The 11,470-nt window shown below is 64.8% G+C and carries 13 protein-coding genes; 7 read left to right on the forward strand and 6 right to left on the reverse strand.

Features of this window, described 5'->3' with window-relative positions; translation table 11 throughout:
• The first annotated feature begins 162 nt into the window (after window positions 1-162).
• Genes ACLH0K_RS01080 through ACLH0K_RS01100 form a run of 5 tightly spaced genes read left to right on the forward strand, consistent with a single transcriptional unit; the run spans window position 163 to window position 2,737 of the window.
• The gene (locus tag ACLH0K_RS01080; protein ID WP_411375036.1) at window positions 163-951 is read left to right on the forward strand and encodes a hypothetical protein; all 789 of its coding nucleotides are present in this window, start codon (window positions 163-165) and stop codon (window positions 949-951) included.
• Window positions 951-1,382 (forward strand): phage holin family protein, encoded by a 432-nt coding sequence (locus ACLH0K_RS01085; protein WP_411375037.1) that lies wholly within the window; start codon window positions 951-953, stop codon window positions 1,380-1,382. The genes ACLH0K_RS01080 and ACLH0K_RS01085 overlap by 1 nt, the downstream gene beginning before the upstream one ends.
• The gene (locus ACLH0K_RS01090; protein ID WP_411375038.1) at window positions 1,379-2,041 is read left to right on the forward strand and encodes a DUF3618 domain-containing protein; all 663 of its coding nucleotides are present in this window, start codon (window positions 1,379-1,381) and stop codon (window positions 2,039-2,041) included. Before ACLH0K_RS01085 ends, ACLH0K_RS01090 begins: the two co-directional genes overlap by 4 nt.
• Entirely contained in the window at window positions 2,038-2,247 is a 210-nt protein-coding gene (locus tag ACLH0K_RS01095) for a hypothetical protein (RefSeq protein WP_411375039.1), read from the forward strand. Before ACLH0K_RS01090 ends, ACLH0K_RS01095 begins: the two co-directional genes overlap by 4 nt.
• Before the next feature lie 31 nt (window positions 2,248-2,278).
• A complete protein-coding gene (locus tag ACLH0K_RS01100) occupies window positions 2,279-2,737 on the forward strand; it encodes a DUF4383 domain-containing protein (RefSeq protein WP_411375040.1) in 459 nt (152 codons plus the stop codon).
• A gap of 158 nt (window positions 2,738-2,895) precedes the next feature.
• Here the strand turns inward: ACLH0K_RS01100 and ACLH0K_RS01105 are convergent, their stop codons facing one another.
• A complete protein-coding gene (locus ACLH0K_RS01105; RefSeq protein ID WP_411375041.1) occupies window positions 2,896-3,105 on the reverse strand; it encodes a hypothetical protein in 210 nt (69 codons plus the stop codon).
• Window positions 3,106-3,439: 334 nt separating this feature from the next.
• Between ACLH0K_RS01105 and ACLH0K_RS01110 the strand changes: the two genes are divergently transcribed.
• Window positions 3,440-4,639, forward strand: a complete 1,200-nt coding sequence (locus ACLH0K_RS01110; protein ID WP_411375042.1) for a pyridoxal phosphate-dependent aminotransferase — start codon at window positions 3,440-3,442, stop codon at window positions 4,637-4,639.
• The gene (locus ACLH0K_RS01115) at window positions 4,636-5,595 is read left to right on the forward strand and encodes a 2-hydroxyacid dehydrogenase (protein ID WP_411375043.1); all 960 of its coding nucleotides are present in this window, start codon (window positions 4,636-4,638) and stop codon (window positions 5,593-5,595) included. Before ACLH0K_RS01110 ends, ACLH0K_RS01115 begins: the two co-directional genes overlap by 4 nt.
• A 131-nt stretch (window positions 5,596-5,726) precedes the next feature.
• Here ACLH0K_RS01115 and ppgK read toward each other — a convergent pair whose 3' ends face one another.
• The 5 genes from ppgK to ACLH0K_RS01140 are packed head-to-tail and all read right to left on the reverse strand — an operon-like array spanning window position 5,727 to window position 11,407.
• Window positions 5,727-6,515, reverse strand: coding sequence for a polyphosphate--glucose phosphotransferase (gene ppgK, locus ACLH0K_RS01120; protein ID WP_411375044.1), 789 nt, complete (start codon window positions 6,513-6,515; stop codon window positions 5,727-5,729).
• Window positions 6,512-8,227, reverse strand: coding sequence for a glycoside hydrolase family 13 protein (locus ACLH0K_RS01125; protein WP_411375045.1), 1,716 nt, complete (start codon window positions 8,225-8,227; stop codon window positions 6,512-6,514). The genes ppgK and ACLH0K_RS01125 overlap by 4 nt, the downstream gene beginning before the upstream one ends.
• Window positions 8,228-8,269: 42 nt before the next feature.
• Window positions 8,270-9,157 (reverse strand): carbohydrate ABC transporter permease, encoded by an 888-nt coding sequence (locus ACLH0K_RS01130; RefSeq protein WP_411375046.1) that lies wholly within the window; start codon window positions 9,155-9,157, stop codon window positions 8,270-8,272.
• A complete protein-coding gene (locus tag ACLH0K_RS01135) occupies window positions 9,154-10,092 on the reverse strand; it encodes a carbohydrate ABC transporter permease (RefSeq protein WP_411375047.1) in 939 nt (312 codons plus the stop codon). The genes ACLH0K_RS01130 and ACLH0K_RS01135 overlap by 4 nt, the downstream gene beginning before the upstream one ends.
• A gap of 37 nt (window positions 10,093-10,129) precedes the next feature.
• Entirely contained in the window at window positions 10,130-11,407 is a 1,278-nt protein-coding gene (locus ACLH0K_RS01140; RefSeq protein WP_411375048.1) for an ABC transporter substrate-binding protein, read from the reverse strand.
• Between the last annotated feature and the right edge of the window lie 63 nt (window positions 11,408-11,470).

Consider the following 11,470-nt stretch of genomic DNA (forward strand, 5'->3'; position numbering starts at 1 on the left):
CCTCTTCAGGGTACGGCGCAAACACCACACGTGCTACCGCCATTACCGCTGACCTGCGGTGACGATTTACAAAGGGTGCTTACTATCTGATGGTAAACATGCTTACTATTGCGTCGAAGAGAAGGCGTTTATCAGCAGATGTGTAGTGGAAGGGGAGTACTGATGACTGAAAATCAGTGGACCAGCGATTCCATGCCCGCACCACGGGACCCGGGCATCGACACGATCGGAACAGCGCCTGCTGCGTCTGCTTCCGGATCCAGGAAGGAGACGGCCAAGGAGGAGGCGTCGAGCGTTGCCAGTGAGGCAGCGTCGGCAGCGCAGGGCGTGGCCCAGACGGCCAGGAGTGAAGCGGCCAATGTGGCGGCCGAGGCGAAGAACAGCGCCCAGGACCTGCTGCACCAGGCCAGGCAGGGCCTGAGCAGCCAGGCCGGAACCCAGCAGCAGAAGGCCGCCGACGGCATCCGGACCATTTCCAGCCAGCTGCAGAGCATGGCCGAAGCACCGGACCAGCAGGGCTTTGCCAGCGACCTCATCCGGCAGGCTGCCCAGCGCAGCGAATCCGTGGCGTCCTGGCTTGAAAACAAGCAGCCGGGCGACCTGCTCGGCGAGGTCCAGAGGTTCGCCCGCAACAGGCCGGGAACCTTCCTGCTCCTCGCCGCCGGCGCCGGTGTCCTGGCCGGCCGCCTCACCCGCGGCCTCACCGCAGGCGCCCCGGAAAGCACCTCTGCGACCGGCCCCGGCACTTCCTACCAGTACCAGGCTGCCGGCCGCCATGTTGCAGCCGGTGGGGATAAGCCGTCCCCCGGTGGGCCTGTGACCGCTCCCGCTGCCTACGGCGAAACGATTTATGGGGAGCCCGGCCGTCCCGGGTACTCAGGTACGGAGTCGGGCGGAGTGCCCTTGAAGGATTACGACGATCCGTTCGACGGCCAGTCCGGGAGGTTGTGATGAGTAGCCAGATTCCCGAGGTGCCGCCGGGCGAGGCGCATCAGAAGGCAGATAACACGTCGCTTGGTGATTTGCTCGGTGAGGTGACCCGGGACCTGTCCACCCTGATGCGCCAGGAAGTGGAGCTGGCCAAGGCCGAAGCCAAGCAGTCCGCCACCCGGGCCGGCAAAGCCGGCGGCATGCTCGCCGGCGCCGGCGTGGCCGGGCACTTCGTCCTGCTGTTCCTGTCCCTGGCCCTGATGTTCGCCCTCGGCGCGCTGATGCCGCTGGGCTGGGCCGCGGTCATCGTGGCCGTGATCTGGGCCATTATCGCCGCGGTCCTGGCCTCCACGGGGCGCAAGGAACTCAAACAGATCAAGGGCATGCCCCAGACCGGCGAAACACTCTCCGAAATCCCCCCAACCCTAAAACCAGGTGAGGTAAACCGATGAGCGAGAACCCCGACGCAATCCGCCAAGACATTGAAGCCACCCGCGCACGCCTGGGCACCAACGTGGACGCGGTCGCGGACAAGGTCACCCCGTCCAACATCGTCCACCGCCAAACCGACAAACTCAAAGACGCCGTCACCGGCGTGAAGGAGAAAGTCATGGGAGCAGCAGACACCGCCACCACCAAAGTCCACGACACCGCCTCCACCGGCGCCGGACACACCACCAACGCCCTGCACTCCACCGGCGAAACCCTCCACGAGGCCAAAGACAACGTCGCAGCCAAACTCTCCTACGCCGGCACCACCCTCTCCCAGGCACCGGACCAGGTCAAAGCCAAAGCCCAGGGCAACCCCCTGGCCGCCGGACTCATCGCCTTCGGTGCCGGGCTGCTCGTCTCCTCCCTGATCCCGCCGAGCCAGAAGGAACGCGAAGCGGCCAACCAGGTCAAGACCGCAGCCCAGCCCCTGGCCGGCAAAGTCACCGAGGCAGCCAAGGACGTCGTCCAGGACCTCAAGGAACCCGCCCAGGAAGCCGTCGAAAACGTCAAAGCCACCGCCACCGACGCCGCCCAAAACGTCAAAGCCGAAGGCCAAAGCGCAGCCAGCGACGTCAAAGACCGCGCCACCGACGCCAAAACCAACGTCCAAAACACGTGAGCGGCAAGGAAAAGGTTTCGCCGTCGTCCCGCAAACAGGCGGGGCGGCGCACGGACCCGCACCAGCAATCTCCTGCCGGCGGCCCCCGCCACATGAAAGCATCCGGACCGGGCCCGCACCAGTGGGCCGCTCACCGCCTCGCCAGCATCGCCGGACGGCTTGACGAGCGATGGCTGCGCCGGCGCCCCTCACCCAGCACAAACTGACCACCCCGCAACACAAAAAGGAGCACATTCGATGGCAACAACAAACCGCACCACCGGCCCCAAGACAACCCTTCAGAAGGCAGCACAGGCGGTAGGCGCCGTTTTCCTGCTGGTGGGCGTCCTCGGCTTCATCCCCGGCATCACCAGCAACTATGAAGCACTCTCGTTCGCCGGGCACGGTTCCGAGGCGCTGCTTCTGGGCATCTTCCAGGTCTCGATCCTCCACAACATCGTCCATCTGCTGTTCGGCGTCGCGGGGATCCTGATGTCCCGCACCAACGGGCAGGCCCGGAACTACCTCCTCTACGGCGGCGTCATCTACCTCATCCTGTGGCTCTACGGCCTGCTCATCGGCCAGGACACTGCCGCAAACTTCGTCCCGGTCAACACCGCGGACAACTGGCTCCACTTCGTCCTCGGTGTCGGCATGATTGCTCTGGCCATCCTGCTTTCGCGTAACACCCGCACAGCAGGAACTGCCAGCCGCTAACCCGCGGCGACGGGCGGACACCTGTCCCTGCCGGACTTGTTGCAACGCGAAGGTGCCCGCGGGCCGTCCTCCACCAGGAGGCCGACCCGCGGGCACCTGCTTTTCCAGAACCCGATGCCGGAGCCTTTACGGCAGTTATTTTTCCGCGGCGATTCCGGCTAACCGGCGGTTACGAGCGCTATTTCACCAAGCGCGACTGCCAGAGCGTCCGTATCAAACCAGGTGGCGACCAGGACGTTGTGGATGTAGGCGTCAAACTCGAATGGGTGACAGCGTCCGCCATGGTTCCAGTAAAGGATCCATAGGTCGATCAGCGCCACGTCTTGCTGTTGCAGCAACGCCCTGGCTGCATGCTGCAGGTCCGCCATAACCAATGTTTGCTTCTGCTCCCCGCCCCCCACAAGAGCAGCAGGGCAGGGATCCCGTTAATTGCGTTTTGTACTCGCGGTGGACGGCTTATCCGGTATCTATTGCCACGCATTGCTTTCATGCCTAGTATATCAGTCTAGATACATAGTTATATCAGGGTGCCCCTGCTGCGAGGTGGGGACTGAGCGAGGTCCTAAGGGAGGCGGAACGCCTTCCGGGGACAGCGCTCGGAGCACCATCTGGTTGACCCTGCCGTGCCCGCTCTCGCCGCCCGAGCCCCGGAAAAAGGGGGCCGGAGCGGCCGATTGTTATCTCGATGAGGAGTAGAACAGTATGCAGCAACTCGCGCACCGTCTTGAACGGCTGGGCACTGAAACTGCCTTCAGCGTCGCGCAGGCCGCGGCGGCCTGGAAGGCCCAGGGGAACATCGTGTACCCCTTCCACCTGGGTGACATCAATATCCCCACGGCCCCCCATATCGTCGAGGCGATGAACAAGGCGATTGCTGACGGCTACACGGGCTACTGCCCGGGCCCCGGTATCCCGCAGCTGCGTGAAGCCCTTGCCGAGGACCTCGGTGCACGCCGCGGCATGACGTTCTCCCCGGACAACGTTGTGGTGATGACCGGCGGCAAGCCGGTTATCACCAAATTCCTCCAGGCCGTGATGAACCCGGGGCAGGAGGTGCTTTACCCGAATCCCGGTTTCCCGATCTACGAATCCCAGATCGAGTACCTGGGAGGCACGGCCGTGCCCTACCGTTACGTGCCCACCAGCACCGGCTTCGCGATCGACCTCGACCAGGTGCGCGCATCGATTACCGAGAAAACGGTCGCCATCATCTACAACGACCTGCAGAATCCCATTTCGGCGGAGTCGACGGCCGCGGAGCGTGAGGCCATCGCCCAGCTCGCCCAGGAGCACGACCTGTGGGTCCTTTCCGACGAGGCCTACTTCGAGACCCGCTACGAAGGCGTCTCCCAGTCGATCGCGTCGCTGCCCGGCATGGCCGAGCGCACCGTCATCCTCTACACCTTCAGCAAGAAGTTCGCCATGACCGGCTCCCGCCTGGGCTGCGCCGTCGCCCCGGTCGAGATTGCCAAGGTCCTCAGCACCCTGAACACCAACGATGAATCCTGCACCACGCACTACGTCCAGTGGGCCGGCATCGAAGCACTCCGCGGCCCGCAGGAGCCGGTGCAGCAGATGCTGGACATCCTCCGCGAACGCCGGGACGCGGCCTGCGATCTCCTCAACTCCATCCCGGGCATGAATGTCGCCGTGCCGCAGTCGACGTTCTACCTGTTCCCTGACGTCACTGAGGCCATGGACCGCATGGGCTTCACGGCGGTGGGCGATTTCGCCACCGAAGCGCTGTACAAGACCGGTGTCTCCTTCTGCACCCGCGAACACTTCGGCAGGCGCCAACCCGGGGAAGACCGGCAGTACATCCGGCTCGCCTACTCGGGCATCAATGTCGAAGACATCCGCAACGGCCTGGGCCGCCTGCGCCAGTGGATCGAGACGGCATGAGCCGGGTCGTCGTCACGGGCCGCATACCCGAAGCAGCCATTGAGAAGCTCCGCGCCGAGCACGAGGTGGATGCCTGGCAGGGGCCGGAATCGATCAGCCGCGAAGAACTGCTGCGCCGGGTCGCGGGAGCAGACGCGATCGTCAGCCTGCTCACCGAGCGCGTTGACGCCGAACTGCTCGACGCCGCTGGCCCGCAGCTCAAGGTCGTCGCGAACGTCGCCGTCGGCTATGACAACATCGACGTGCCCGCCTGCAGGGAACGCGGCATCATCGCCACCAACACGCCCGGGGTCCTGACTGACGCCACCGCCGACATCGCCATGGGCCTCATCCTGATGGCCACCCGCCGGCTCGGCGAAGGAGAGCGGCTCATCCGCTCGGGCCAGTCCTGGAAGTGGGGCATGTTCTTCCTCCTGGGCAGCAGCCTGCAGGGGAAGACCCTCGGTGTCGTCGGCATGGGCGGCATCGGGCAGGCCACCGCACGGCGCGCGAAGGCCTTTGGCATGGAGATTGTCTACCAGTCCCGCAGCGAAATCGACCCCGCGATCGCGGCTGAACTGGGTGCCCGCCGCGTGGACCTCGACGAGCTGCTGGCCATCTCGGATGTTGTGTCGCTGCACTGCCCCTACGGGCCGGCCACGCACCACCTGATCGGCGCGGAACAGCTCGCCGCGATGAAGAACTCGGCATTCCTGGTCAACACAGCACGCGGGCCGATCGTCGATGAAGCAGCCCTCGCGTCCGCCCTCGGCGAGGGCGGAATCGCGGGCGCCGGATTGGACGTCTTCGAGCATGAGCCCCAGGTGAACCCGGGACTGCTCGACCTCGACAATGTGGTCCTGGTGCCACACCTGGGCTCCGCCACAGTGGAAACGCGCACCGCGATGGCCATGCTCGCCGCGGAGAACGCACTGGCCGTGCTGAGCGGGGACCGCCCCTCCACGCCCATCGGCTAAAACGCAGGGTGTCCGGTCCTGGCGTGTGAAAAGGCAGCCAGGGCCGGGAAACAAAAGGGTCTGAACGAGGTGATTGCAGCACCGGACTCAGACCCTTTTGCTTACCCCTCTGCGGGCTTAGACTGCGGGGCTCACACGGCCAGGCTGAGCGGCCCCACACGGCTGGCGGCAGACTGCAGGGCGGCACCCACAACTCCAGCGGCGTTTTGCAGGACGGCGGGGACCACCGGGGTGCGCAGTGACAGGCGGGGCAGGTATTCATTGCTGCATGCCGAAATCCCGCCGCCAACGATAATCAGGTCAGGGGAGAACAGGAACTCCACGTGTGACAGGTACTGCTGCAGCCGCTCCGCGTACTCGTCCCAGCCGAGGCCTTCCCTTTCGCGCACCACAGCCGATGCCACTGATTCCGCCTTGTACCCGGCAACTTCCAGGTGACCCAGCTCAAAATTCGGCACCAGCGTTCCATCCACGATGAGCGCTGAACCGATGCCCGTGCCCAGCGTCAGAACAAGGACAACACCGCCGCGGCCCTTGCCGGCGCCGTAACGGGCTTCCGCGATACCGGCTGCGTCAGCATCATTCACCACGCTGACGGGGAGGCCCAGCCGCGCACCCAAGTGGGCCTGGACGTCCAGGCCCACCCAGCTGTGATCCATGTTCGCTGCCGACCATGCCACCCCCTGCTGAACAATGGAAGGGATGGCGACGCCGGCAGCAGTCCCGGGAGCCCCGAGCTCACCAACCAGCCGCTCAAGGGTGTCCGCTACCGCCTCCACCGTGCCGCCGGCAGGCGTCGGGAGGTGCAGGACCTCCCCGGCCGGCGCACCGGTTTCCAGGTTAACGAGTGCCCCCTTGATCCACGTTCCGCCGACGTCAATCCCGACGCGGGCATCCGGCGCAGTATCCAGGACGTTCACTGCAGCCAGGCCGTGGTGGCCCCCGGCAGGAAGGCACCTTCCAAGGGTGAGCTGGACACGAGCACGTCCCCGGCGGGCAGCTCGAACGGTTCCGTCCCGAAGTTCGTCACTGACGTCCAGCCGTTCGGGCGCCGGAAAGCCAGGACGTCGGACCGCCCGGTTTCCAGCCACTCCAGCGTCTCATCGGCCTGCAGCTGCGACCGCAGGGCCAGGGCCCGCCGGTAGAGGGACAGGGTGGAGTCCTCCTGCGCTTCCTGCACTTCCACCGAGCTGTCCGCAAACCAGGCGGGCTGCGGCAGATGGGAACCGGCCGGGCCGAACCCAAAGGAGCTTCCCCCTGCAGTCCACGGCAGCGGGACGCGGCAGCCGTCGCGGCCGATCTCCACGCCCTTGTTCCGGAAGAAGGAGGGGTCCTGGCGCTCGCTGTCGGGAATTTCGCTGCCGACTTCCTGCAGGCCCAGCTCCTCGCCCTGGTAGAGGTAGGCAGAGCCCGGCAGGGCGAACATCAGCAGTGATGCGGCGCGGGCGCGGCGCAGGCCGAGTTCGGCGTCGACCTCCTCCCGCCTGCCGCCGGCAAGCAGCCACTGCTTGCCCGCCTGCCCGGCCATGATGTCACCCTCGGCCGAGGACCCGGCTGCGGGGAGGCCGTAGCGGGTGGCGTGCCGGACGACGTCGTGGTTGGAGAAGACCCACGTGGATGACGCGCCGGACGCCTCTGCCTCCGCCAGGTTCTTGGTGATGGTCTTCCGGAACTGTCCGGCGTCAAAGTCGGCCTGCAGCAGGTCGAAGTTGAACGCCTGGCCCAGCCCCTCCGGGCTCGCGTACCGGGCGCGGCGGTCCGCGTGGACCCAGGCTTCGGCGACGGCGGTGCGCGGCGGGTTGTATTCATTGAACAGCTTGCGCCACTCGGCGTAGATCTCGTGGACCTCGTTGCGGTCCCAGTAAGGATGCCGTCCCTCAAGGTACAGCGCCTCGCCCTCGGCTTCGAGGTCCGCCGTGGTGGGCAGACTTTCCTCAAGGTTCTTGGTCAGTGCGTGGGCCACGTCAATGCGGAAACCGTCCACGCCCCGGTCGGACCAGAAGCGCAGGGTCTTCAGGAAGTCCTCCCGCACCTCGGGGTTGTCCCAGTTAAGGTCCGGCTGTTCCTTGGCGAAGATGTGCATGTACCACTGGCCGGGCGTGCCGTCGGGCTCGGTGATGCGCTCCCAGGCAGGTCCACCGAACACAGACTCCCAGTCCGACGGCGGCAGCTCGCCTTGGTCGCCGAGACCGTCACGGAAGATGTAGCGCTCGCGGGCGGGGGAGCCTTTCGGCGCGGCGAGGGCTTCCTGGAACCATTCGTGCCGGTTCGAGGAGTGGTTGGGCACGATGTCCACGATCAGCTTGATCCCGGCGGCGTGCAGCGCGGACGCCATCGCGTCGAAGTCTTCCAGCGTTCCCAGCCGGGGGTCCACGTTGCGGTAGTCGTCCACGTCGTAGCCGCCGTCCGCAAGGGCGGAAGGATAGAAGGGACTCAACCAGACGGCGTCGATCCCCAGCGCCTTCAGGTACGGAACCTTGGCGAGGATGCCGTTGATGTCGCCGATTCCGTCGCCGTTGGAGTCGGCGAAGCTGCGGGGGTAGATCTGGTAGACGGACGCCTGGCGCCACCAGTTGGGGTCGGCCAGGTGTTCGGCGTCAGTGCGGGTGGCCAGGGTGGCGGTGGTGGTCAAGGTTGCTTCCTTCGGGTTCTGGAGGGGGTCTTGGAAATGGGATTACTTGACGGCGCCCTGGGTGAGGCCGGACATCACCCAGCGCTGGGTGAACAGGTAGACGATGATCGCGGGAGCCATGGCCATCAGGTACGAGGCGAAGGCGATGTTGTAGCTGTTGCTGAACTGCGTCTGGAAAATCTTCTGCAGCACAGGGATTGTCTGCATCTCGGGATCGGAGATGATCAGGGACGGCATCATGAAGTCGTTCCAGGAGGCGATGAAGGCGAAGATGCCCACAGTGGCGCTCATGGGGCCCAGCAGGGGGAAGATGAGCTTCCAGAACACACGCCAGGTTCCGGCGCCGTCCATCCGCATGCTCTCCTCCAGTTCCAGCGGAATCGAGCGCAGGAAGGCGGTAAACAGCATGGTGTTGAACGCCAGGGCAAAGACGACGTGGAGGATGGCGACGCCGAGCGGATTGTCCAGTCCCACCATGCCGGTGAGCTGGATCTGCGGCAGCGCCACCACGGGGAACGGGATGAACATCGCCGCGAGCAGGTAGAAGAACGACCAGCGGAAAAGCCGGCGGTCCCAGTTGCGCACGATCGCGTAGGCGGCCAGCGCGGACACGATGATCTCACCCGCGACGGCGATGACGGACACGAACACGGAGATTGCGAAGCCGCGGGGGAAGTTGGTGAGCATCCACGCCTGGGCGAAACTGTCGAAGGTCAGGGGGTTAGGCAAGGAGAAGGCGTTGCCGTCAACGGCTTGGCCAGTGGTTTTGAACGCCATGCTGACGGTGACGTACAGCGGGACGAGCACGCCGAGCGTGCAGGCGACCAGGAGGGCGGTGGCCGGCCAGTTGATGCGTTCCGGGGAGGCGGTGGTCCGGCGCTTCCTGGTGATTCCTGGTCCTGCTGGGATGGTGCGGGCCGCGTTGCTCATGCTGCGATCCCTCCTTTGCCACGGGTAAAGCGAAGTTGGATAAGTGCGATGACGATGCTGATGAGGAAGAAGATCACGGCATTGGCCATCTGGTAGGCATAGTCGCCGCCTTCGAAGCCGCGGAAAATGGCCATTGCCACGCTCCGGGTGGAAACCCCGGGTCCGCCGTCCGTGAGGCCGACGATGATGTCGTAGGCATTGAGGTAGTTCTTGAAGCCCAGCACCGTGTTGATCACGGCGTACCCGGCAACCAGCGGCAGGGTGATGTGCTTCAGGTTGTGCCAGGGTGTTGCCCCGTCCAAGGAGCTTGCCTCATAGACCTCCGCCGGGACAGTGAGGAGCCCTGCGATGTAGATCAGCATCGCACTCGGGATCGACTGCCACGCCGTGACGAAGACGATCGCCAGCCAGGCCAGGTCCGGATTGGCCAAAATGCTCGTGGAGAGCGGTCCGATCCCCAGAGCCTGGCCGGCCAGCGGCAGGAAGTTGGAGAACAGGTACTGGAACACAAAGGCGATGACGATGCCCGAGATCACCATGGGAATCACGAACACCGTGCGCAGTGCCGTGCGGAAGCGGACACGGGACGTGAGCCCCAGGGCCAGGAGGAAGGCAACGGCGTTCACAACTATGACGGTGACCAGTGCAAAGGACAGGGTGAAGCCGTAGGCACTGAGAATCCCTTCATCCCGGAAAACCGCGATGAAGTTCCGGATTCCGATGAACTCGGAATCACCGAAGCCAACGGAGTTCGTGAAGCTGTAGACAAAGCCGAGCACTGCCGGCACTGTGACGGCGAGCGTGAAGATCAGCAGGGAGGGGAGCAGGAAAAAGTAGTACAGCGGGTCGATCCGGCTTTTGCGTGCCCGTGCCGGCTGCCTCGCCGGTTGAACCGCCACCATGGCCGGCGGGGAAGGTTTTGTCATTGACGACATGGAAAGTCCTCGTTTCGTGCCTTGATCGGATGCGCGGTCACGCGCGGAAAGCCAGACGTGCCCAGTCCGCGTCCATCCGGCGCAAGGTGGCCTCGGCGTCGGCACCGGCCACAATCGCCTGAAGGTAGTTCGCGGCGGGGATCGTGTTCGGAATGAACTGCGAGGCGCCCATGTAGAAGCGGCCTTCGTCGTAGTACTTCTGCATGTCGATGATCCGGGGGTCCGTCACCGGCGGCGCGTCCTTCGCCGTGCCGAATCCCAGGAATTCGGCGTTGTAGGGATCCTGGACCTCCGGCTGCAAAAGGTATTGAAGGAATGCCCGGGCCCCCTCCTGCCCGTTCGCTACTTCGGGAACCCACAGCGACAGGTCGATGTTGACCCGGACCTTGAGGTCCGCCGGGTCGCCGGTCATGGGCAACGGAAAGGTGCCAAGGTCAACGTCCGTGCCGGCCTTCTCGATCTCGCCAAAGGCCCAGGGCCCCTGGAAGTACATGGCCGCCTGGCCCTGCGCCATTGCCGTGTTCCCGTCTCCGTAGCCGCGGCTGGAGGCATCCGGATTGACATACGTGGCCAGCTGGACCATGCGCTTCACCGGCTCCAGCAGCGTTCTCTGGAACGAGACCTCCGAGTCAGGGCCGACGTGCTCGCCAATCCCGTGCAGCTTCCGGTAGAAGGCCCGGACGTCCAACATGCCGCCCACCGTGTAGTCGAACAGGCCCTGCGCGATGGTCCAGGGATCACGGAAAGTGCCGTAGATCGGCGTGACGCCAGCCGACCTGAGTGCTTCGCACACGGCAATAAGCTCATCCCAGGTGGTGGGGACCTCCAGTCCGTTTTCCTCGAAGATGCGCCGGTTGTAGATGACCGACGCTGCCATGACCGAGTAGGGGATGACGCTCGTTCGGCCGGGGTAGGTGGGATACCAGTTGGTGAGGTCCAGCACGTCGTCGCGGATGGAAGCTGCTTCCGGAAGGTCGGACAGGTCGGACAGCGCTCCGCGTTCCATGAACCGGGCCATTTCGAGGTTGTAGTTGAGGCAGCCGAGATCCGGCGGACTGCTGCGGACGAAACTGGCGGAGAGGTTCGTTGCCATGTCATGCAGGACGCGGACCTGGTCCTGTGAGGCAGTAAATTTCGCAGCGAGGTCGCGGAAGTACGGAACCGCCTCAGGCTTGGACTGGTGGAAGGTGATAGTTGGGCGGGTGCCTTCGGGAGCGCACCCTCCCAAGCTGAGAGCAGCCAGCGCACCGCCGGCAGCGGTAAGGAAGGTGCGCCGGGAGACTCGCGTCCCGGGAGGCGTCAAAGGTGGCAACATCGGCTCCTTGGGTGTTCGCACAGAGTGTTTATATGGGACATAAATTTATGACCTATACGAGGA

It is taken from the genome of Arthrobacter sp. MPF02 (assembly GCF_046605375.1).
In the GTDB taxonomy this organism is placed as follows: Bacteria; Actinomycetota; Actinomycetes; order Actinomycetales; family Micrococcaceae; genus Arthrobacter.